The following is a 24,764-nucleotide window of genomic DNA, read 5'->3' as shown; positions in this document are numbered from 1 at the left end:
GTTTGAGTTTTAAAAATTTATAGGAACAGACCTTTTTCGTCCGTTTTTATATTCAATACTTTATCCTCATTTTCTAATCTAATTTTATACAGTTTTTTAGTTAAACCTTTATCGCAATGAAAACTAACGAGGTAGGTGTTTCCTGCAATTGACCAATTGGGATAATTAGTGGCAATATTTTGTAAAACTTCTAACGGTAATCTAATATTTTCATATTTTTCAAATGTTCTTAGTATTTTTCCTTCGTTATTAAAAGCTGCAACAATGCGTCCTTCAGGAATATAGAAAGACACACAATACTCACCATTGTCATCAACAAACACATCGGTATTATCCTCATTACAAGCTAAAAGTTTGTCGACTAACTTCTTAACCGGAACAGCAGCCTCTTCAGATTGGGTGGCATTTAAATATTTGTAATTTACTGAAAGCTCAACTTCTGATAGTTCTATTGTTTGAGCATTGATTTGAGTGGTTAATCCAAAAAGAAATAAACCTAAAAGTATTTTTTTCATTTTACAATTTGTTGTTTAATAGGTATAAAATTAACTATGCATGCATAATAAAAAAATGATAAAAGTCATATTATCAATGATTTAAGTGGTTTTAAATAGTGTGAATATATAATATATTGATTATCAGTTATTATGCATGCATAATAACTGATAATATGTTTTGATTCTAAACTAATTGAAGAAAAATCGAATATGAATTTAAACCCTTTTTTGATTTAATTAAAAACAGTGTCTTTATTAAAAGTTGTTTTTATGTAAAAACATTTTATTTATAACTATCGAGTGTGGAAATGTTAGAGCCGCAATAAAAGAAAATAATATTGCATAAAGGGATTGTTGATTTTTAAAAATAAAAACAACAATTGCAAGCCCTAATAGGGATATTAACCAATACGGAAAAGCTTTTTTAGTATAGCGTATAACGTGTTCTTTTTTAAAACTTCCATAAATAAAAGTTATCTGTTCAAATAATGAAGGTATACTATGCCAAAAAATAAAATACATCGTAAATCCCCAAATAAGAGTAGATACTTTAAACACAACTGAAAAGACCAATAAATAAAACAATTCTTTGAGGTAAATAGATTTAAAAGTTTCAGATTTGTAAATAAGATTTATGGATAAAAGTATTAGGATAGCGGCTGTTATTATAAAACTATATACTATAAAATCTTTGGTAAGGGTATAATTTGCAATAGATTTAATTACATCTATGACTTCTTGTGAATTAAAAACAAATAACAACATTAAGACAAAAAGACCATAAAAAAAATAATATAATTTATTGAATGATTTAAGGTTATTAGATATTTTATGTTCCCAGTGCTGTTCTCCAAAATGAAAAGCACTTGAAAATATAAAAAGAATTAGTGCTATTAAAGGCATAAAATAAAAAATGCAAACAGCAGTAAAAACAGATATTACATAAATAACTACAATTTTTAAAATAGGATAATGAGTTTTTTTATTGGATATGTTTTCAATTAATAAAATATCGTTTGAGCCATGTAAAATACCAAAAGAAAAGATCAAAATAAAGCCTAAAGCTATTTCATAATTTTTTGGAATGCTAGAGTTTAACCATAAGCCTAGAAAACTTAGCACAATTGATAAATTATATATTTTTTCCATGATTACTTAGGATATTGCCATTTCAGATAAAAATTTTTTGATAAAAATATAATTAATAGTTTAATTATTTGTAGTTTTGTTTAATAAAAATAAAAAATAATTAAACAAAATTCTATGAAAACCATTTTACTTTTTTCCGGGGTGGTATCTAAATTAGACCCCACAGACTACACAGGATTTACTTTTTTTGTAGGTTCTATGGCTATGATGGCTGCATCAGCTTTTTTCTTTTTATCATTAAATCAATTTGATAAAAAATGGAGAACATCAGTATTAGTTTCTGGACTAATAACTTTTATTGCGGCTGTGCATTATTTCTACATGAGAGATTATTGGGAAACTAATATGGAATCTCCAACATTTTTCAGATATGTAGACTGGATATTAACTGTTCCCTTAATGTGTGTTGAATTTTATCTAATCCTTAAAGTAGCAGGAGCAAAAACGTCTTTATTATGGAGATTAATTGTGCTATCGGTAGTTATGCTAGTTACAGGCTACTTCGGAGAGGCTGTATTTCCAAACCAAGCTGCGCTTTGGGGAGCAATCTCAGGTGTTGCTTACTTTGTAATTGTCTATGATATTTGGTTGGGTACTGCAAAAAAATTAGCTGTTGAAGCTGGAGGTGATGTTTTAAAAGCTCATAAAATTTTATGTTGGTTTGTTTTAGTTGGTTGGGCAATTTATCCTCTAGGTTATATGTTAGGAACCAATGGTTGGTATACAAACATTATAGGATCTGGAAGTGTTGATGTTGCATATAACATTGCTGATGCCATAAATAAAATAGGCTTTGGGTTAGTTGTCTATACATTAGCCGTTAAAAAGAATGAAATTCTTAATTAGTTAGTTAAAAAAATCACTCAGTTAAAGCGTAGTTATATAACTACGCTTTTTTTATTCACTATTATAAACTATGTGTACTGAATAAATTAATATTTATATTTGTTAAAATATGTTTTAACTATGCAGACTGTACTATCCCAAATTCTTAAAATAAATCACCCAATCATTCAAGCTCCTATGTTTTTAGTTTCTAATACAGCGATGGTAATAGAAGCCATGAAAGGAGGTATTGGGGGTTGTATACCAGCATTAAACTATAGAACGCTTGAAGAATTGCGAGCTGCATTGAAAGAGTTAAAAGCAGCTAAGGTTGAAGGAGGTGCTTTTGGTTTTAACTTGATTGTCAATAAGTCAAACCTTAAATATAAAGGACAATTAGAAGTTATTTGTGAAGAAGGCTGCGATTTTATTATTACCTCTTTAGGAAGTCCCGAAGAAACTATAAGACAAGCCCATAAAGCCGGTATTAAAGTGTTTTGTGATGTTGTCGATTTAAAATTTGCTCAAAAAGTTGAACATCTTGGTGCAGATGCTATAATAGCTGTCAATAATGAAGCAGGAGGACACCGAGGCAGTAAGAATCCAAAAGAACTTATAAAAGACCTAGTTTCTAATTGTAAAATTCCTGTAATATCAGCAGGTGGTGTTGGCTGTAAAGCAGATATAGATAGAATGTTAAGTTATGGGGCTGCTGGGGTTTCAGTTGGAAGTCCGTTTATTGCTTCTATTGAGGCAAATGTTACAGATGAATACAAACAGGCTTGTGTCGATTATGGCGCAAAAGATATTGTGGTGACCGAGCGAATTTCTGGAACCCCATGTACCGTAATAAATACACCCTATGTTCAAAAAATTGGAACCAAACAAACTTGGTTAGAAACTATTTTAAATAAAAATAAAACGCTTAAAAAGTGGGTGAAAATGATTCGATTTTCGATAGGCATGAAAGCTACTCAAAATGCGGCAACCAAAGTAACTTATAAAACTGTATGGGTGGCTGGCCCCAGTATTGAGCATACAAATGCTATATTGCCTACCAAAGATATTATCAAAAATCTTACTGAGTAAAATCCATTAAACCGATAGTCATAAAATTTATATTATTTTTTGAGTAGTTCAAAAATGTTGAAATAAGTATACCTTTTTGAACGTTTCTTTAAGGATTTTTTTTCTATTCAATCCTTAATATAAATAATCATGCATTTTTTTAAAATAACCTTGAAAAGATATTCATATCTCCCATATAAAAAATATATTTACAGTTTTCAATGATAAAAAATATATTTCTAACTAAAACTATTATAAACTAAGATTATGAATTCTGAAAATTCACCTACCAAATGGGGCCAATTTATTCCTTTAGCCACTGTTTTCTTTTTTTGGGGATTTGTTGCTGCAAGTAATGATATTCTTATCCCTGTATTTAAAAAAGCATTTGATTTAACCCAAGGCGAAAGCCAATTAGTTTCTTTTGCGTTTTACATAGCATATACCGTTGGATCCCTTATTTATATGGGAATTTCTATTTTAATTAAAAAGGATATTGTCAATACCATAGGTTATAAAAATGGTTTGGTGTTAGGACTTGGTATTTCAGCTTTAGGAACCTTATTGTTTTATCCAGCAGCCAACACAGGCTCTTTTGCTCTTATGTTGTCGGGTTTGTTTATAGTAGCTTTAGGGTTTTCATTACAGCAAACAGTTGCCAATCCATTAGCTATTGCGCTTGGTCCAATTTCAACAGGGTCTCAACGTTTAACATTAGCTGGAGGTATTAATAATTTTGGTACAACTATAGGACCTCTTATTGTGAGTTTCGCGATTTTTGGAACACCTCTTGCAGGAGCCGCTTCCAACATGAGTATTGAAAGTGTAAAGATTCCTTATTTGGTGCTTGGTTTAGCCTTCTTACTTGTTGCTGTTTTATTAAAATTTTCATCTTTGCCAGATAAACCCAAAATGATTGCAGAAGAGGAGGGTAGCACTAAAGAGAAAGCTAAAACATCAGCATTAAAATACCCTCAGTTGGTTTTAGGAATGATAGGTATTTTTGTATATGTAGGTGTTGAGGTATCTACCGCAAGTAATTTACCAGCCTATATGGAGCATAACTTGAATTTTGCAATTTCTGATATTGCACCTTATATTTCATTGTATTGGGCCAGTTTAATGATTGGTCGTTGGACAGGTGCTGTTGAAGCCTTTACCGGTGATGTCAATCTGCGAAAAATATTACGCTTTGTAGCACCATATCTTGCCTTTGGTGTATTTTTAGCTGTCAATGCTATAGCAAAACACGACTTAACTCCTTTTTATATTTATGCCCTAGTAATTTTAGTGTTAATTGCCGCGGACATTGCAAGTAAAGGAAATCCTGCCCGTATGCTATTGATATTTTCTCTTTTAGGAATTCTAGCTTTGGCAATAGGAATGACTACTGATGGAATGGTTAGTGTATATGCGTTTACAAGCGTTGGGTTATTCTGTAGTACCTTATGGCCTTGTATTTTTACGTTAGCCGTTAGTGGTTTGGGTAATAATACAAGTCAAGGAAGTAGTTTTTTAATTATGATGATTATGGGTGGTGGTGTTATAAGTGTATTACAAGGCTTAGTTTCTGAAAGTATAGGAATCCAAGCAAGTTATATAGTAGGAGTACTTTGTTTTGCTTATTTAGCTTTTTATGCATGGAGAGTTAAAGGTATTTTAAAAGCACAAGGTATTAGCTTTGATGAAAAGATAGCTGGAGGACATTAAAAATTTTATTTAGTTGATATAAAGAAAATCCTAATGTCTTTCATTGGGATTTTTTTATAATGAGCTATAACTTTTATAAATAGAAAACGATTAACTATTATGAGGTATTTTAAATTATTTTTATTAAGCATTATTTTACTTTTTATTAATCAGAATTTATATGCTCAAGATTGGGCGAATATGAACAAGTTTCAAAAGGCAAATACGGAATTAATGAATTCAAATATTACAGGAAATAGAGTTGTGTTTATGGGGAACTCCATAACTGAAGGATGGTCAGTTCATCATCCTGAATTTTTTAAAAACGAAGCATATATAAACAGAGGGATAAGTGGACAAACAACCCCGCAAATGTTGTTACGTTTTAGACAAGATGTTATTGATTTAAACCCCTCTGCTGTCGTTATTTTGGCAGGAATCAATGATATAGCCCAAAATACAGGACCAATTTCTATAGAAATGATTTTCGGTAATATTAAATCTATGGTAGAGCTGGCTAGAGTAAACCATATAAAAGTGATATTGTGTTCGGTACTTCCAGCGAATTCTTTTCCTTGGAGACCAAGTATAATGCCTACAGAAAAAATAATTAAACTTAACGATCTTTTAAAATCATATGCTTTAGCCAACAATATTATTTACGTAGACTACTTTTCGGCTATGGCAGATGCATCTAATGGGTTAAAAAAAGAATTAGGAATTGATACTGTACACCCAAACAAAGAAGGGTATTTAGTAATGGAACCACTGTTAGAGGAAGCTTTAAAAAAAGTTTTAAATTAAAAATATATAAGTTGCTAAAAATTAGTTGTTTTTATAGCATACCATTCTTCTTTTAAAATGCCATAACAACAGGTATTCCGTTTAAAGCCATCTTTTAAATATACGTTTTTACGTAAAACACCTTCCAATGTGGCACCAAGTTTTTCAACCGCTTTTTTGGAGCGAATATTGCGTTCGTCAATTCTAAATTCTACCTTTTCAAAGTTTAAGGTTTCAAAAGCATATTCTAACATTAAAAATTTTATTTGTTTATTTAACCCAGTTCCTTGAAATTCTCTGCCAATCCAAGTGGAACCTATTTCTAAAACTTTATAGTTCCAATTCATATTCATATACCGAGAACTTCCTGCATAAGTGTTTTTTACTTTATCGAAAATAATGAAAGGAATAGCTGTTTTATGGTAATAGTGATCTACCGCAATTTCAACATAGTTTTTTAATTTTTCAGGTGATGAAATATCACTTGGCGAATATTGCACCAAGTTTTCTTGTTGCGCTATGGGCAACAAATGCTTGTAATTACTTAAATCCAATAAGGATAGTTTTACACGCTCATTTTCTAAAGCAGGAGGTTTCATGGTTCTATAATATGATTAATAATCTCTTTATTTACATTATGGTTTCCTTCAAAAGGAACGATTTTTACATTATCGCCAAATAATTCCTGAGCTCTATTTGTTTCATAGATCATTCTGTCGTTGTCTAAATACTCATCGTTTATTCCATAAATCAGCTGCACTTTTGTTGTTCCTCTTAAAAACTCAAAATCATTTTTTGTTAATTCTTTTGGGATGCCGCCAGACATCAATATGAGTTGATGGCATAACAATTGTTGTTGTGCTACATAGCGCATTGCTACAGAAACACCTTGTGAATAGCCTAAAACAATTAATTGATAATCTTTTGGTAATGACTCTGCTTTAAACACAGCATCAAAATAACGCATGATGTTTTCAGTCTCTGATTCAGTTTCTTCTTTTGTGAGCCAACTGGCACCTACATGTTTAAAGTTAGGAGAAATATAATATTTGCTTGGCGCTTGTGGTGCAATAATATAGTGTTCCTCAGGGTTTAATACATCAAAATATTTTAAGAAATAACGACTTAAATACCCCATACCATGACAAACAAACCAGATATATTTTGTTTTGCTGGTTAACGTATTTAAGGTTGAATAGGTATTGGTAACTTGAAACGATATTTCTCTTTCAGTTGAATTCATTTTAAGCTTTGGTTTTGTACTTTTACAGTTCGACTTTAAAAATACATTTTTTCTATGCAATTAACTAAAGAAGCTGTTTTAGCTCAAGCAAATTTAGTGAGTAAAAACACCTTAATGGAAACCTTAGATATTGAAATGATAGACTATGGAAATGATTTTTTGATAGCCAGAATGCCAGTAACACCAAAAGTGCATCAACCAGACGGTGTTCTTCATGGAGGAGCTACTGCTGCTTTAGCAGAAAGTGTAGGTAGTTTTGCATCTCATATTTTTATTGATACAGAAGAATTTTTTGTTCGAGGTATAGAAATTACAGCAAACCATTTAAAAAGTGTTACAAAAGGTTTTGTCTATGCAAAAGCAACTTTTTTGCATAAAGGAAAAACCACACAATTATTAGATATTAGAGTGACTGATGACGACGATAATTTAATCTCTATCTGTAGATTATCAACCATTTCATTACCCAAAAAGAAATAGATTTGACTACTTCAGACCAGTTTTTTGAAACCATTCAAAAACACTATAACCAGCAATTACCATTTGTAGCCTATAGAAAACCAAATTCTTCTACAGTTAAGGGATTATTACAATCAGACAAGAAACTGCATTATGTTGAGGATTATAAAACATCTGGTTTTGTTTTTGCACCGTTTGATGACAGTCAAAATAGTGTTTTAATTCCTTTAGAAAATTCTGAATCTATTGAAATTAACAATTATACGCGTACAAATAAGACAGCTGTAAGAAATGACTATTTTTCCGTTGCTAATAAAGAAAAGCAACAACATATTAATTTAGTAGAAAAAGGGGTTAAAGCCATTGAAAAGGGTGCGTTTCATAAAGTAGTTTTATCACGACAAGAAACGGTAAAACTTTCTGAGTTTAATCTTTTTCAAACCTTTGAAAAGCTACTCGTAAATTACCCATCGGCCTTTGTATATTGTTGGTATCATCCCAAAATTGGGTTATGGCTAGGTGCTACTCCAGAAACGTTAATGAAAATTGAAGGCAATCATTTTTCAATGATGGCATTAGCTGGAACTCAAGAATATAGTGGACATATGGATGTTGATTGGAAAGATAAAGAACGAGCAGAACAGCAAATAGTAACAGATTTTATTATAGAAAACTTAAAACCGTTTGTTGAAAATTTAAAAATTTCAGATGTTGAAACAGTAAAAGCTGGAAATTTATTGCATTTAAGAACCATGATTTCGGCTAATTTAAAGTTAGAGCATTTTAATTTAAAAGACCTTATTTCTAGGTTACATCCAACGCCAGCAGTCTGTGGTCTTCCTAAAATGGCAGCAAAAGAGTTTATTTTAGAACAAGAACAATATAGCCGCGAGTTTTACTCAGGATACTTAGGAGAACTTAATTACGATTCCATACTAAAACCGAGATCTAGTAAACGGAATATTGAGAACAGAGCATATGCAATTACCAAAAAAAGTACACAACTCTATGTTAACTTACGCTGCATGCAAATTAAAGACCAAAGCGCTCTTATTTATGTAGGTGGAGGCATTACAAAAGCTTCTAATACAGAATCTGAGTTGGAGGAAACTATTAAAAAAGCACAAACTATGAAATCGGTTTTAAAATAAAATAGCTATTTATTTTAATTAATCTCTTTCAGCAATTCTTTAACGGCAGCTTCAATCTGGTCGTCTATCCCATTGGTTATATCATCAAAATTATTTTTAACTAGAATATCAGGTTCTAATTCTTTGTTTTCTAACACATCACCAACAATATCAGTCACCTGCATATTCGGAATACCAAAAACAATTCCATTTTGAATACGTTCCCACCAAACAAAACTGCAGGTTCCTGGAACTGGCATACCTACCAGTTTTCCTATTTTCAAATCTTTGTAGCCAACTGGTGTACAATGTGCATCAGAATAATTAGACTCGCCAACAAGCATAATACTTGGTTTTGTCCAACGCCGTTGTGATTCGATTCCAACTATCTTTCCAGCATTTTTAAATTCCATATATTTTGTACCACTTAAAAAGGTGGTGATATCATCAACAAGATCGCCACCTCCATTAAATCGGGTGTCAACTACAAGAGCTTTTTTATTAACTTCTTCTCCCATAACCTCCTCAAGAAACTCTCTAAAGCTTCCATCACTCATACTTCTTATGTGCATATAACCAATTTGATTATCAGATAATTGATGGACTAAATTACGATTTTTACGGATCCAACGTTGGTATCTTAATTCATTTTCTTCATTAATTGAAATAGGTTTTACGAGCTCTTTCCATCGTTTACTTGTTGCCGGATTATAAAAAGAAATTATAGTTGGCACATGGGCTTTTCTGTTTAGTAAGGTGTAATAGTTCATTTTAGGCGTAATGGTAACATTGTCAATAGCTTCAATAACGACCCCAGAAACGACTTCTTCTTTTCCTTGGATTAACGGACTACCTTCCATAATCTCTGCTATTTTAATACCGTTACCCATATAATTTTCTTCAGTAAAAATTCCCAAAGATGCTGTTTCGTCTCCCTTTTCATTTTTTTCTTTAAATCGAGCTCCAGTATGGGACGCATTGAGTTCTCCAAGTAATTCACCCAACACATCTTTAAAATCTATATCATTATTGATATTTGGCACAAACTTCTTATAATTTTTAGAAAGCTCCTTCCAAGGTGCTCCATGTAGATTGGGGTCTAAAAACTTTTTCTCAACCTGACGCGTTACATGATCCATAAGGTACAAACGTTCAGCAGTTAGATTAAAGGGCATTTCAGCTTGTAACCCAACAGGTTTATTTTTTTTAGTTTTTAAATCGACATTGCTTATTTTGCCATCACTTAAAACAAATATGTTTTCATCATTTTTATCAAATTCAATACTTCCACCATCTCCAAATTGACCTAAAGATTTTATTTCTTTAGAATTTAAATCGAGTTGCCATAAGTCAGCTTTGTCCGACGCTTTGCCTAAGTAGTATAAGTATTTTGATTTACTGTCTATCAGAAAATCAGTGAGACGCGTTGAAAACAGAGAAAGTTTTTCTTTTCGTTTATCCAATCTATTAAATTCAATTGTAATGGACTTTGTTTTTTCTTTGAGTTTTTCTTCATCCGTTTTAGCGTTTTTGTCATCTTCTTTTTTATCCGTATCTTCTTCTTTATCATCTTTAAAAAGAAAGAATTCATCCTTACTTAACTTGAATTCGTCATAGGCTTTTTGTGTTAAAAACACGCCGTATATATCCAGTTCAGAAGGACCGGTTTTGGCAACACTGTGCATACCATTTCTATCCGAAGACCAGTATAAAATGGTTCCATCTGGCGACCATTTTGGAGATGAATCGTCAAATCCGCTTTTAGAAACGTTAACTAGTTTGTTTTTTCCTTTGGAATCTATAATACCAATTTCTCCATGCCAATATTGGTCAGGATAAAAAGTGATTGCTAACCATTGACCGTCTGGGCTCCATTGAAAATCTTGATCCCCATCTTGATAAGAAAAATGTTTTTCCCCGTTATGAATGGTTGTTATGGCTTTAGTTTTTAAATTGATGGTCTTAAGCTTTATTCGTTCTTCAATAAAGGCTATTTCTTCTCCAGTAGGTGAAAATTTTGGTTGAAATGTTTCAAATTCATTGGCCAACAAAACATCTTCTTTTAGTTCTATGGCATTAGTAAAATAGTTGTCATCTTTATTGGGGATAGTTTGTGTGTATAGATTCCAACTGTTGTTTCGTTCTCCTGCATAAACAATGGTTCTTCCATCTGGACTTATATCAATGCTTCGCTCTTGTTCAGGGGTATTGGTTAATCTACGTGTTAGATTTCCTTCAACGGTAGTTACGAAAACATCACCTCTATATATAAAAATCAGCTCTTTTTCGTTTGGAGAGGTTTTAAATTCGCTAACATCACCATTAACAAATAGCAATTCATTTTGTAAGATAGATTCATCACCTCCAATAGTAAAACTAACTAGTTTTGGTTCCTCATTCTCTTTTTGAGTATAAATTTTCCCATTATAATTATAGCATAAAATTTGATTGTTAGAAATTGATAACTGCCTAACAGGATTCGTTTTAAAATTTGAAATTTGGGTTACAATGTTTGGATTTGAAAATGAAGATTTCTGCACATTAAAACTTCCAGAGGCTTCTGATAAGTAGTAAAAGGTATCGTCTTTTCCAAAAACAGGGTTTCTGTTTTCGCCTTTGTACCCTGAAATTTTTTGATAATTTCCAGAAGTCTTTTTTATCCAAATATCCCTCGTTACTGATGATGTATGATGTTTTCTCCACTGGTCTTCATAGCCTTTAATTTCCTCGAATAGAATATCTCCTTTGGTATTGTTTTTAGCCTCGTAAGCAGGAATGCTTAAAAGTTGTGTAGGCATATTTGGATTTAGTGATACACTATATAATTCGCCTAGTTGATGAAATAATAAAGAGTTTTGAGCGTCTAAACGAATTGAGTTAAACCAAACGGCATCATCATTATTTGAGAAATCTGTTGGCCAGTCATCGGCTGAGTGAAATGTTAATCTGTTAACGTTTGTACCAACAGACGACATGACAAACACATCAAAATTTCCATATCTATTTGATGCAAAGGCTATTTTGGAACCATCATGAGACCAAACGGGTTTTGTATCGTAAGCGCTATGTGTGGTTAGTCTTTTAGCAGTTCCGCCATTAGTTGGAACTACATAAATATCGGCATTAAAGGTAAATGCAATTTGACTTCCATCTGGGGAAATACAGGTGTTTCTAATCCATAGATTTTCATCTGTTTGAGAGAAAGAATCATTAAAAGATAAACAGCATACTAAACATAAGAGAGTTAATAATTTCATGTGAATAAAATTTATTTTCAGTCTTACAATTTAGGAAATATATTTCTTTAATTTTTTTAAATGAAGTTGAATTACTATTCTTTAATTTTGCTTTCTGAAGCACATAAAATTTGGTAACTTTGAACCATATGAAATACCCTAAAATTCCTCTCGCTCAAACGGTGATTCAACTGTGCAAGGCAAAAAAAATAGAGCATATTGTAATTTCTCCTGGAAGTAGAAATGCCCCATTGACCATTGGATTTACGAATGATGATTTTTTTAAATGCTATAGTATTGTTGATGAACGTTGTGCTGGTTTCTTTGCATTGGGGATAGCCCAGCAATTAAACCATCCAGTAGCATTAGTATGCACTTCTGGTAGTGCCTTACTTAATTATTATCCTGCAATTTCAGAAGCCTTTTATAGTGACATTCCATTAGTAGTATTGTCTGCAGATAGACCAAAACATTTAATTGATATAGGCGATGGGCAAACAATCAACCAAAAGTTTGTGTTTGCAAACCATATTTTACATTCGGCAAATCTTAAGTTAGATTTAAAAGATGAAAATAACATTCCGATTACTGAAGATTTGCCCATTATGAAGACCATTGAAGGTAAATTGGAGCGCTTTTTAGGATTTCAAAAAGATATTCAAGAACATAATGAATTTGAAATAAATACAGCTATTAATATAGCAAATACCAATAGCGGACCAGTACATATAAATATTCCTTTTGATGAACCACTTTATGAGACTGTTGATAAGCTAAGTGTGGCACCTAAAGTTATTGATGTTACCACTAAATCTAAGGACATAGAAGCTTATACGCTTCAGGAGTGTTTGGAATATTGGAATTCATCTTCAAAGAAAATGATTTTAGTAGGCGTTAACGGCCCTCGCAAAATAGAACAAAAATGGTTGGAAGAACTCTCTAAAGACGATAGTGTAATTGTTTTAACAGAAACAACTTCTAATTTACATCATTCTACTTTTTTTCCTAGTATAGATCAGCTTATAGCCCCCTTGTCAGTAGAAGAACATAAACAATTACAACCCGATATTTTGTTGACGTTTGGTGGTTTAATTGTCTCAAAAAAAATAAAAGCTTTTTTGAGAAAATTTCAACCTAAACACCATTGGCATGTTGATAAAAAACGAGCTAATAACACGTTTTTTTGTTTAAGTATTCATATTGAAGCAACGCCTAATCAATTTTTTGAAAACTTATTGCCAAAAATCACTCATTATGTAAAGAGTGATTATAAAGACACTTGGTCTTTGGTTAAAGAAAACCGATTAGAAAAACATGCTTTGTATTTAAAACAAATACCATATTCCGATTTTAAAGTGTTTGATTTGGTGTTAAAATCTATTCCAGACAACTCTGTTTTACAAGTAAGCAATAGCTCAGCAATTAGATATACTCAATTGTTTAATCTTAACAAAACGCTTGAAGTTTATTGTAATAGAGGCACAAGCGGTATAGATGGTAGTACAAGTACATCTGTAGGTTGTGCTGTTGTTAATGAAAATCCAACCGTTTTTATTACGGGTGATTTAAGCTTTTTATATGATAGTAATGGTTTGTGGAATAATTACATTCCTAAAAATTTCAGAATTATTGTGATTAATAATCAAGGAGGAGGAATTTTTAGAATACTTCCAGGACAAAAAAACACAGAAAATTTCGATAAATTCTTTGAAACTAAACATAACTTAAATGCCAAATATTTAAGTAAAATGTATGGTTTTGAATATACTAGTGCTACTTCAGAAAAGCAGATTAAAAATAAATTAGAAGTATTTTATAATGCCTCTGAAGGACCAAAACTACTTGAAATTTTTACGCCTAGAATCATAAATGATGATATTCTTTTGAAATATTTTGAATTTATAGCGTAAATGATTTAAAAAGTATGTGACTTTTAGTGTAATTTGTGTCTTAATTAATATCTTTAGAACGCAAAAATTTAACATAAAATAAACAAAAACCTTTAATTATGAGTAAAAGAGATGAATTAATTGCAAAATATGCTGCCGATTTAAAAGACAAATGCGGTGTTTCAGCAGACATGGATTTATTAACTAAAGTAACCATTGGTTGCGGACCATCAATTTACAATGCAGATGCTGCAACTGTTTCAGGTTCAGATGAGTCTGAATTAGCAACAGTTAAAAATAATTTCTTAATTAAAAAATTAGGTTTAAAAGACGGACCAGAACTAGATAAAGGTTTAGATTCAGTGATGGAAACTTACGGAAAGTCTAACAGAAATAAATACAGAGCGGTGGTTTATTATTTACTAACAAAACATTTTAAAAAAGAATCTGTTTATTAATAACCCATTAATTATAGTATCATTTTAAAGCGTTGCAATATTGCAGCGCTTTTTTATTTAAAAAAGGCTAATATCATTACCTTTGCAGCATGATACATTTAGGAAAAACAAATACTTTAGAGATTATAAGAGAAGCAGTACAAGGACTTTATATTGCCGATGAAGAGGGGAATGAAGTGTTGTTGCCAAACAGATATGTTCCCGAAAATTTTAAAATTTGGGAAAAAATAGATGTTTTTGTATATCTTGATAATGAAGAACGACCGGTTGCAACTACAGACAAACCCTATATTCAACTTGATGATTTTGCTGTGTTACGTTGTAATCAAGTCACCGATTATGGGGCTTTTTTAGATTGGGGATTGGTAAAAGAATTATTTTGTCCGTTTAAAGAACAAGCCTTTAAAATGAAACCTGGAGGTTGGTATCTGGTCTATTGTTATATCGATGAAAAAACGAATAGGTTAGTGGCTTCGAGCAAAACAAATCGGTTTTTAGATAATAGAGAACTTACGGTAAAAGAGTTTGATAAGGTTGAATTAATAGTCTCGCACCCTTCTGATATTGGTATGAATGTAATTGTAAATAAAATCCATTCGGGATTAATTTATAAAGATGCCATTTTTCAAGATTTGAGTATTGGCGATAAATTAGAAGGGATTGTTAAAAAAATTCGTCCTGGAAATAAGTTAGATATTTCTTTAGGTCAAATTGGGTATCGAAATATCGAGCCCAATGCAGACCGAATCATGAAAGAGCTGCAAGACCACGAAGGTTTTTTAAATCTTACAGATAAATCGAGTCCCGAAGATATTAAAGAGCAGCTTCAAATGAGCAAGAAAAACTTCAAAAAGGCAGTTGGCTCATTATACAAACAAAAACATATCGACATTAAATCAGACGGAATTTATTTAGCAGAATAAATTATATATGATTCATCAAGATACCATTGTAGCGTTAGCAACACCTTCAGGAGCAGGTGCGATTGCTGTTATTCGATTGTCTGGAAGCGACGCTATAAAAATAGCTGATTCCTGTTTTCAATCAGTTACCGCTACAAAGTCATTGAGCAACCAAAAAACACATACTATTCATTTAGGTCATATTATTGATGATAGCAAAACGATTGATGAGGTTTTGGTGTCAGTTTTCAAAAATCCAAATTCATATACAGGTGAAGATGTAGTCGAAATTTCATGCCATGGCTCTAATTATATCCAGCAGGAAATTATTCAATTATTTCTTCGGAATGGTTGCAGAATGGCAACGGCTGGAGAATTTACCTTGCGCGCATTTTTAAACGGAAAATTAGACTTAAGTCAGGCTGAAGCAGTAGCCGATTTAATTTCAAGTGACAATGAAGCATCTCATCAAATAGCCATGCAACAAATGCGAGGTGGTTTTTCATCTGAAATTGCAAAACTGCGCGAAGAGCTTTTAAATTTTGCATCTTTAATTGAACTTGAATTAGATTTTGCTGAAGAAGATGTTGAGTTTGCAGATAGAACACAATTTAAAGCACTAATAGAACGCATAACATTTGTTTTAAAACGACTCATAGATTCTTTTGCTGTTGGTAATGTAATTAAAAACGGCATTCCTGTTGCTATTGTTGGCGAACCTAATGTTGGGAAGTCAACACTGTTAAATGCGCTTTTGAATGAAGAACGTGCGATTGTTTCAGAAATTGCAGGAACAACCAGAGACACCATAGAAGATGAAATCTCTATTGGAGGTATAGGATTCAGATTTATTGATACTGCCGGAATTAGAGACACCAAAGATGTTGTTGAAAGTATTGGTATTAAGAAAACATTCGAAAAAATAGACCAAGCGCAAGTGGTTATTTATTTATTTGATAGTACACAATTTGAAGCGTTAGAATCGCAATTTATAGTTGAGCTTGAAAAAATTAAAAATAAGTATCCGCAAAAACCACTGATTGTTATTGCAAATAAGATTGACCAAATCGACGACACTCAGATTGCGGTCATGCAAAAAGACATTCCAGAAATTCAACTACTCTCCGCAAAGACTGGTTTTGGTGTTGAGCAATTAACCAATAAACTCTTAAATTTAATTAATACTGGAGCTTTAAGAAATAACGAAACGATTATCACCAATTCACGTCACTACGATTCGCTTTTAAAAGCTTTTGAAGAAATTCAAAAAGTAAAATATGGTCTTGATACAGATTTATCGGGCGATTTAATGGCGATTGATATCCGTCAGGCTTTATATCATTTTGGGGAAATCACTGGTGAGATTACGAATGATGATTTGTTGGGAAATATTTTTGCTAATTTTTGTATCGGTAAATAGGTTAATTAATTGATTATAAGTATTTTATAGTTATTTTTATTGAATATAATTAATTCAAAAATTTTTATTTCTTCTGAAAAAAATTATCTAAATTGATTAATCACTTTTGATAGTAAAATTTGTTCCTATTTTGTGTCATTTTTCTTTAAATAGATAAAAATAGGGGTGAGGTAATTTATGTATCAATACTTTATTTAATAAGTTCTATGGTAAGGTAAAGGGTTAAGGAACATGAATTTAATAAAGGCATACTACTTTTAATTATGCTTTTATGTTATCACATTTGAAAATTTCAAGTCCAGTTCCTTCTACAGGTAGAACCTTCAACCTTTTTTGGTTAAAATTATATTAAATAATAGAACTATTATATCTAATTATTTTCTCTATAAAAAATATACAATCACTATAATTGCATGTGTTTTTAAATAATCAATTAAAAACAAGCAATCTTTTTGTAAAATTCGTATTCTTGTATGGAGGGTATGACAATTGACTGAAACGTTGTTTTTTCTTTGTTTACTTAAGTTTTTAATCTATAAAATTTCGATTTGGAATCCAGTCAATTACTAATAGCAATTATTTTTTTATCAATTATTGGTTGTGGTAAAAAGCATGAACAAACTGCATTAAATATTTTACCAAAAAACATAATAGAGCAGCCTTCTTTTAAAGACACCTATATTGATAAATCAAATTCTTTTGATGTTAAATATTCCACTGAGCAATTAGATAATACAAATGGGCTTTCCAATAGTTCTGTAAATGTCATATTTCAAGATTCTCAAAATTTATTATGGATTGGTACTTGGGATGGTTTAAACAGATATGACGGTAATAGTTTTAAGGTTTTTAGACCGGAATTGAATAATGAACATAGTCTTACCAACCAAGTAATCCTTAAAATTGACGAAGATAATACTGGAGATATATGGGTATTGACTGTGCACGGCTTAAATAGATACAGCAAAAAATCAAACACGTTTAAGAGATATTATTTTTCTAGAAAAGACAAGCCTCCTTTTTCTGAATCTGAATTTAATATGGCGCTTGACAGCAACAAGACAGTATTTTGTGCAGTTAAAGACTGGGGTATTGGATACTTTAATGGGGATAGTTTTCAATTATTGAAAATTAAAAACCTACCTAGTAGAGCTATTAATAAGATGGTATTCACACAAAATGGCGAATTACTTTTACTATTAGATAACAACGAACTTTATTCCTTAAAACTAAAAACCAATAATAAAGGTAAAAAAACAGTTTCTCAATTAAAACAGATTATAACTAATGTGAAAGATTTTGGGATTCTGTCTCAAAACAAAATGTGTTTTATTGCGGTTTCTGGGAAGCCTGTATTATATTCTTTTAATGACAGAACTGAGACGAAAATAGAAAATAATAACATTCATGATGTTGTATCAAGAACTAAAGATGGGCTCTTGTTATATAATGATTCAGGGTATTTTGTTATTGATAGTTTAGGAAAAACAATAAATAATGCATGGACTAAGAAACTAAAAAATCAAAAAATAACAACATTGTTACAAGGAACTGAAAATGTTATTTGGACAGGAACCGATGGCGATGGGCTTTTTAAAATGTCCCCACAAAAAAAAGTATTTAATTTAGTTTCTAAAACGCAAGTACCTGAAATAGATGGAGGTATTGTAAGAGCTTTTTTAGAAGTAGAAGGGAATTCATTTTGGGCAGGAACTAAAGGAAGTGGATTATTCCGCTTTCCTTCTAAATTCTATTTAAACACTAACAAACCAATAACATATCAAAACTTTAATGAGAGTAATAGCTCCATAGATAATGCTGTGTTTTCACTTTGTAAAGGACAGGAAGATCTTATTTTTATTGGAACAGATGGTATAGGAATTAATGTTTTTGATTTAAAAAAATCAAAACTTTTTGCTTGGTCAGATATTATTGGAAGTGAGCTTTGCTCATATTTTAAGTCTACCTATGCAATTTATCAAGATGAAGATGGTTTTATTTGGCTGGGTACTAATGGATATGGAATGATCCATTTTAAAATTTCACGTTCAGGAGAAGCATTAAAAATAACTGACTTTAAACAATATCTAGCTGCAAATGGAGCAAAGGAATCTTTAAGTAGCAATATTATTTTTTCAATAATTCCAAAAAGCAATAATGAGCTTTGGATAGGAACTAGGCTAGGTGGGCTAAATCTTTTTAATAAGATAACTAATACATTCAAAACATTTAAAAACAACAAAAATGATCCACAGAGTTTATCAAACAACGATATTTTATGTCTTCATACAGATATAGCAAAAAGACTTTGGATTGGAACAAGTTTTGGTTTGAATGTTCTAGAAGAATTTAGTGATGGTAAAGAACCAAGGTTTAAAAACTTTACGGTAAAAGATGGCCTTCCAAATAATACAGTTCACGGGATTGTTTCAGATAATGAATCTAACCTATGGATAAGTACAAATTTTGGATTATCTAATTTTGTATTTAAGGAATCAAAATTCATTAACTATACTAAAAGTGAAGGGTTGCAAAACAATGAATTTGCAGACGGGGCTTTTTATCAAAATAATAGTACAGATTTTATTTTTATGGGTGGGATTAAAGGGTTTAATTATTTTTTGCCATCTAAAGTAGAAGAATCTCAAGTTATACCAGATATTCTTATTGATAAAATTAGTGGTCAAAATCAAGAAATTCCATATTACCAAGGACTTGTTGTTTCTCCAAATTCAAAAACATTTCCATCTATAGTTTTACAACACAATCAAAACTTTTTTGATGTAGAATTGGCAGCTTTAACTTATATAAACAGTGAAAAATGCCAATATGCATATAAACTAAATAATTTTGATCAAGATTGGAATTTCATTAATAATAGAAGAATCATTTCTTTTACTAATGTACCAAAAGGGTCTTATTCTTTATGGATTAAATGGTCCAATAGCGATGGTATTTGGAGTAAAGCTGTTCATGCTATTGATATTGAAATAAAACCTATTTTTTGGCAATCAAATGTGGCCATATTCGTTTATTTTATTTTACTGTTGCTTTTTCTCCTTTTTGTTTGGAGCTATTTTAACAAACAATATAAATTGAGGCAAAACATTATTTTTCAAAAGAGAGAGGAAGAAATCCACCAAAATAGACTGACGTTTTTTACAAATATTGCCCACGAATTCCAAACACCTTTAACTTTAATAGTAGGGCCTGTACAAAAGCTTGCTGAATCTGAAAATTTAGGAGAGCGAAGTACAAAGTTTATAAATATGATTCAGAGAAACTCTTCTAGGCTCCTTTTTTTAACACAACAATTACTTGAATTCAGAAAAGCTGAATATGATTATTTGGAAGTTACAGTAAAGCAGTTTGATTTGGTCAATTTGGTTGAACAAATAGCAGAGTTATTTGATGAATGGGCTTTAGATAAGAATATTGAGTATAATTTGGAATTGCCAACAGAATTAGTTGGTTGGTATGATAAGGATAAAATTGAAAAAATAATTTTCAACCTATTATCCAATGCATTTAAGTATACTCCAAAAAATGGCAATATTAAATTAGAGCTCAATATTCAGGGCAATGAAATAAAAACGCTTTCTATTAAAGTATCCAATACAGGTAAAGGAATTTCAAAAGAAAAACTAGACTCTTTATTTGATAGGTTTTTTTTAACGGATACAGCAGATAAAACAGATACTGATTTGTTTAGAACAGGAATAGGTTTAGCATACATTAAAAAATTAGTAACTGTGCTAAGAGGAGATATTGATGTGTCTAGTAAGCCTAATAAATTAACCATTTTTTCTATCATGATTCCTTGTAGTAAAGAATCATTTAAAAGCAAAGAAATTGATATAGAAGGAAGTCAAATTTTAATTTCAGATTACCTTAAAAATATACTTGATGAAAGTCCCAATGACTCAGACGGTGTCTTAAATAAAATGTCATCACTTGAAGCTTTTTTAGAACAACGCAAAGTGATACTGATTGTTGAAGACGAAAGAGAGATACAATTGTTTTTAAATGAATTATTAAAAGAAAAGTACAAAATTATTATTGCAAATAATGGCTTGGAAGCAATTGAAAAGATGAAAGGTGACCTTCCTGATATTATTATCAGTGATGTTATGATGCCAGAAATGGATGGTATAGAGTTGTGTAAAAAAGTTAAAAGCGATGATAGAACTTGTCATATACCTGTTATAATGCTGACTGCTAAAAGCTCTATTTTACACCGCATTGAAGGACTTGAGAGTGGAGCGAACTCATATATTCCAAAACCATTCCATCCAGAGCATATCCTTATTAGGGTTAAAAAACTTTTACAAGAGCGGGAACTTATTTTAAAACATTTGGCTCAAGATACGCTTATTGAAAACATTAAAGATCTTGAAGTACATAATGATGATAAAGAATTGTTAAGAAATGTTATCGATTTAATTCGTAATAACATAGAAAATGATAATCTGCAAAGCTCGTTTATTGAAGAAAAGCTAGGCATTAGTAATTCACAATTATATAGAAAAATTAAACAAAATTTTGGTTTTTCTCCAGGAGATTTAATTCGAACCATAAGGTTACAGTATGCAGCCGAATTATTGAAAAAAAGTAATTTTACGGTCTCAGAGATTTGTTATCGATCAGGTTTTAATAACCGATCTTATTTTTATAGGGAGTTCAAAAAAATGTATGATCATACACCTAAAAATTATCAAATCAAAAATAATTCCAGAATAAATCAAGAATAACTCATTTTAATTGTCTTAAAAAGAGGTTGTTAACAGTTAGTGTACACTTTTGATGATATAGTGTACACTATTTGCTGTACTCTCAATCTAAATTTATCATCAGGTTTTCAAATCAGATTTGATAACATATTAACTCACTAAACTAATTTATATCATGAAAAAAAGTACTCAAATTATTAATCAATTTAATTCTCTTTTATTATGAAAAAGCGCTTTATGTATAACCTATATTTTATAGGAGTTATGTTATTTGGAAGTGCGTTGTGTGCACAAACCGTAACGGGAATTGTAACAGATAACAAGGGCCCCATACCTGGAGTAAATGTTATTATAAAAGGAACATCATCAGGGACAGCAACTGATTTTGATGGAAATTATACTTTAGAGAATGTAGCTACTAATTCTGTCCTTGTTTTTAGTATGGTAGGCTATTCAACACAGGAAGTCAATTTTAACGGACAATCCCAAATTAATATCATGTTATCAGAAGATATGCAGGCATTAGATGAGGTTGTTCTTGTGGGATATTCATCAAGAAAAAAGTCAACCTTAACAGGTGCTGTTTCGGTTGTGGATATGGGAGATCTTGAAAAAACAAGGGTAGTAAATGTTACTCAGGCCTTGCAAGGACAAATTGCAGGTGTACAGGTAACATCTAGTACTGGAGCTCCTGGTGATCCTATTGAAGTGCGTATTCGTGGATTAGGAACTATTGGTGACAATAATCCATTATATGTAATAGATGGTATTCCTACAAGAGATATCGGTTTTTTAAATCAAGCTGATATAAAATCAATGACTGTTTTAAAAGATGCGTCTGCTGCCGCTATATACGGTTCAAGAGCTTCTGGTGGTGTAGTGTTAATTACAACAAAAAGTGGAAAAGAGGGGAAAATAACTTTTGATGCAAACTATTTTACAGGATTACATTATGCCTCTAACTTACCAAATATGCTCAATGCAGAACAATACATGAATACTGTTGAAAAGGCATGGAATAATTCTGATAGAACTGGTGTAAATCCTTATACTGCTGACAAAGGAAGAAGTGATTTCTCTGATACTGATTGGCTCGATCAATTATTTGAAACCGGAAAATCACAAAACTTGCAGTTTACAGCAAGTGGAGGTAGCGATAAAGTTCAATTTTTAATGTCATTAGGCTATTATGGTCAAGATGGTATTGTAATATTTGATAATGATAAATACAAGAGATTAACTTATAGAACCAATCTTAATGTTGATTTAACAGATCGTTTGAAAATTGGAACAAATCTTCAATTAACATACTCAACACAAGATAAATTATCTTCAAAAGGTGATGCTCCTGGTATTATTAGACATGCATTATTGAGACCACCTGTTATTGGAGTTTATAAGGATGTTAATGATCCTACATATTCTCAAAGAGACCCATTTACAGATTTGCCTTTTTATTTGAATAATGATAGAGATAATGGTGGATGGGAAAGTGATAAGTACGAATGGTCACAAAACCCTATAGCATTAGCTTATTTTACAGATGATGTAAGAAAAGATTTTAGAACCTTTGGAAACATATATGCCGAGTATTCTTTTTTAAAGGATAAAGAACTAACTTTTAGAACCAACGTTGGAGTCGATTTATCATTTATTCATAATAAAACATTTAACGAGAATTTTGGTGATGACGACGGCGGAGGAAATGCCACTGATCAAGGATTAGGAAGACAAAATCGTCCAAATAATTTAAGTGAAGAACGAGGTGAAGCACGTACTATTACATTCAATAATACATTAAATTATGCAAAAACCTTCAATGATAAACACGATATCAGTGCATTAATAGGAATGGAGTACATTGATAATTATAGCTCTTCAATTGGAGCGAGTAGATCGCGTTTTGATAATACTGATAATACCTTTAGATATATTGATTACGGAGCAACAGAAGCAGATTTATGGAATGGAGGAAGTGCTTCAGAATGGGCATTGTTCTCTTACTTTGGATCAGCGTCGTATGTGTTTGATAGCAAATATATGGTTACAGCTAATATGAGAGCAGATGCATCTTCAAGATTTTCAGAAAAAAACCGATGGGGTTATTTCCCTTCAATTTCTGCGGGATGGAAAATTTCTGATGAAGACTTTTTAAAAGATGTTAAATGGTTATCAAATTTGAAGTTAAGAGCAGGTTGGGGTAAACTAGGAAATCAAGAGATTGACAACTATGCCTTTTTAACTTTAATTAGTCAAACAGATGGTAAAGTTGTTGTAAATCGTTATGGAAATGAGGATTTAAAATGGGAAAGTTCAGAATCAACAAACATAGGTGTTGATCTAGGTTTGTTAAACAATAAGCTAACTTTTTCTGCAGAATATTATGTAAAAAATACATCAGATATTCTATTACCAATTGGTTTGCCAAGTATTGTTGGAGATGTTTCTCCTACAATTGTAAACGCTGGTGAGGTGAGCAACAAAGGATTTGAGTTTTCATTAAACTATCGAGAGTCAAGTAAAGAATTCCAATACAGCATAAACGCAAACATAGGAACTGTAATAAACAATGTTGAGAAATTACATCCAAATGTGCCTAATCTAGTTGGGGAAGTTACAAGAACACAAGTTGGTCAACCACTAAATGCATATTACGGTTATAAAATGATTGGAATTTATCAAAATCAGACAGAAATTGACAGTCATTTAAGTGGAACCTTAAACCCTAGTGTAAAACCAGGGGATATTAAATTTGAAGACATAAATAATGATGGAATTATCAATTCTGATGACAGGAAATTTCTAGGAAGTTCAATACCAGATTTAACATATGGAATTTCATTTTCATCATCATATAAAAACTTTGACTTTTCATTCCTTTTTCAAGGTGTAGAAGGTGTTGATAGATATAATGATTCTAAGAAAATATTAGATTATGATACACGACCATTTAATTATACAACCAATATTTTAGGTGCATGGGATGGAGAAGGTACTAGTAATACAATTCCAAGAGTAGCATTTGAAGATAATGGAAGTAGTAAAGTGTCAAGTATTTTTGTTGAAGACGTATCTTATTTACGTCTTAAAAATGTTGAGCTTGGATATACCATAAATCAAATAAAAGGAGTTCAAAATATCCGTCTTTATGTATCTGGTCAAAATTTATTTACAGCAACAAAATATACTGGTATGGATCCTGAATCAACAGATTTAATGGATAGAGGAACCTATCCATCATCATCATCCGTTTTGTTGGGTTTAAATGTTAAATTTTAAAAGCATT

General features: G+C 31.3%; 17 protein-coding genes. 12 read left to right on the top strand and 5 right to left on the bottom strand.

The features are described 5' to 3' along the window. Positions 1-17 precede the first annotated feature (17 nt). Both G5V56_RS08955 and G5V56_RS08950 read right to left on the bottom strand, forming a co-directional pair. On the bottom strand, positions 18-515 hold the full coding sequence (locus G5V56_RS08955; protein WP_166964050.1) for a nicotinate-nucleotide adenylyltransferase: 498 nt from the start codon (positions 513-515) through the stop codon (positions 18-20). Between the two features lie 237 nt (positions 516-752). Beyond that, positions 753-1,646, bottom strand: a complete 894-nt coding sequence (locus G5V56_RS08950) for a Brp/Blh family beta-carotene 15,15'-dioxygenase (protein WP_166964048.1) — start codon at positions 1,644-1,646, stop codon at positions 753-755. A 114-nt stretch (positions 1,647-1,760) separates the two neighbouring features. Between G5V56_RS08950 and G5V56_RS08945 the strand changes: the two genes are divergently transcribed. The 4 genes from G5V56_RS08945 (at position 1,761) to G5V56_RS08930 (ending at position 6,032) form a co-directional block, all read left to right on the top strand. Next, positions 1,761-2,492 carry a bacteriorhodopsin-like gene (locus tag G5V56_RS08945; protein ID WP_166964046.1) on the top strand — a complete coding sequence of 244 codons (732 nt, stop codon included), beginning with the start codon at positions 1,761-1,763 and terminating at the stop codon, positions 2,490-2,492. A gap of 120 nt (positions 2,493-2,612) precedes the next feature. Next, positions 2,613-3,560 (top strand): NAD(P)H-dependent flavin oxidoreductase, encoded by a 948-nt coding sequence (locus G5V56_RS08940; RefSeq protein ID WP_166964044.1) that lies wholly within the window; start codon positions 2,613-2,615, stop codon positions 3,558-3,560. Positions 3,561-3,806: 246 nt separating this feature from the next. Further along, positions 3,807-5,249, top strand: coding sequence for an MFS transporter (locus tag G5V56_RS08935; protein ID WP_166964042.1), 1,443 nt, complete (start codon positions 3,807-3,809; stop codon positions 5,247-5,249). A gap of 99 nt (positions 5,250-5,348) precedes the next feature. Next, positions 5,349-6,032 (top strand): SGNH/GDSL hydrolase family protein, encoded by a 684-nt coding sequence (locus G5V56_RS08930; RefSeq protein ID WP_166964040.1) that lies wholly within the window; start codon positions 5,349-5,351, stop codon positions 6,030-6,032. A gap of 14 nt (positions 6,033-6,046) precedes the next feature. Here the strand turns inward: G5V56_RS08930 and G5V56_RS08925 are convergent, their stop codons facing one another. Next, entirely contained in the window at positions 6,047-6,610 is a 564-nt protein-coding gene (locus G5V56_RS08925) for a GNAT family N-acetyltransferase (RefSeq protein WP_166964038.1), read from the bottom strand. Next, positions 6,607-7,254 (bottom strand): alpha/beta hydrolase, encoded by a 648-nt coding sequence (locus tag G5V56_RS08920; RefSeq protein ID WP_166964036.1) that lies wholly within the window; start codon positions 7,252-7,254, stop codon positions 6,607-6,609. The genes G5V56_RS08925 and G5V56_RS08920 overlap by 4 nt, the downstream gene beginning before the upstream one ends. A gap of 54 nt (positions 7,255-7,308) precedes the next feature. Between G5V56_RS08920 and G5V56_RS08915 the strand changes: the two genes are divergently transcribed. Further along, the gene (locus tag G5V56_RS08915; RefSeq protein WP_166964034.1) at positions 7,309-7,734 is read left to right on the top strand and encodes a PaaI family thioesterase; all 426 of its coding nucleotides are present in this window, start codon (positions 7,309-7,311) and stop codon (positions 7,732-7,734) included. A gap of 2 nt (positions 7,735-7,736) precedes the next feature. Beyond that, a complete protein-coding gene (locus G5V56_RS08910; RefSeq protein WP_166964032.1) occupies positions 7,737-8,864 on the top strand; it encodes a chorismate-binding protein in 1,128 nt (375 codons plus the stop codon). A 14-nt stretch (positions 8,865-8,878) separates the two neighbouring features. Here the strand turns inward: G5V56_RS08910 and G5V56_RS08905 are convergent, their stop codons facing one another. After that, positions 8,879-12,100, bottom strand: a complete 3,222-nt coding sequence (locus tag G5V56_RS08905; RefSeq protein ID WP_166964030.1) for a S41 family peptidase — start codon at positions 12,098-12,100, stop codon at positions 8,879-8,881. Between the two features lie 128 nt (positions 12,101-12,228). On the opposite strand from G5V56_RS08905, the gene menD reads away from it, so the two are divergent. The 6 genes from menD to G5V56_RS08875 all read left to right on the top strand — a co-directional run bounded on the left by menD (position 12,229) and on the right by G5V56_RS08875 (position 24,757). After that, complete coding sequence (gene menD, locus G5V56_RS08900; protein ID WP_166964028.1) at positions 12,229-13,989, top strand: 2-succinyl-5-enolpyruvyl-6-hydroxy-3-cyclohexene-1-carboxylate synthase; 1,761 nt, start codon at positions 12,229-12,231, stop codon at positions 13,987-13,989. Positions 13,990-14,087: 98 nt separating this feature from the next. Further along, positions 14,088-14,426 (top strand): DUF2853 family protein, encoded by a 339-nt coding sequence (locus tag G5V56_RS08895; protein ID WP_166964026.1) that lies wholly within the window; start codon positions 14,088-14,090, stop codon positions 14,424-14,426. An 89-nt stretch (positions 14,427-14,515) separates the two neighbouring features. After that, a complete protein-coding gene (locus G5V56_RS08890; RefSeq protein WP_166964024.1) occupies positions 14,516-15,349 on the top strand; it encodes a CvfB family protein in 834 nt (277 codons plus the stop codon). Positions 15,350-15,356: 7 nt separating this feature from the next. Continuing rightward, positions 15,357-16,748, top strand: coding sequence for a tRNA uridine-5-carboxymethylaminomethyl(34) synthesis GTPase MnmE (gene mnmE, locus G5V56_RS08885; protein WP_166964022.1), 1,392 nt, complete (start codon positions 15,357-15,359; stop codon positions 16,746-16,748). Between the two features lie 548 nt (positions 16,749-17,296). Then, positions 17,297-21,499: a hybrid sensor histidine kinase/response regulator transcription factor gene (locus G5V56_RS08880; protein ID WP_166964020.1), complete on the top strand. Its 4,203-nt coding sequence runs from the start codon at positions 17,297-17,299 to the stop codon at positions 21,497-21,499. 201 nt (positions 21,500-21,700) lie between these two features. Next, on the top strand, positions 21,701-24,757 hold the full coding sequence (locus G5V56_RS08875) for a SusC/RagA family TonB-linked outer membrane protein (RefSeq protein ID WP_166964018.1): 3,057 nt from the start codon (positions 21,701-21,703) through the stop codon (positions 24,755-24,757). Positions 24,758-24,764: the final 7 nt, after the last annotated feature.

The sequence above is a fragment of the Yeosuana marina genome, assembly GCF_011762485.1.
Classification (GTDB): Bacteria; Bacteroidota; Bacteroidia; order Flavobacteriales; family Flavobacteriaceae; genus Yeosuana; species Yeosuana marina.
Note: the sequence above shows the minus strand (reverse complement) of the source record. Positions and strands in the feature narration are given on the sequence as shown.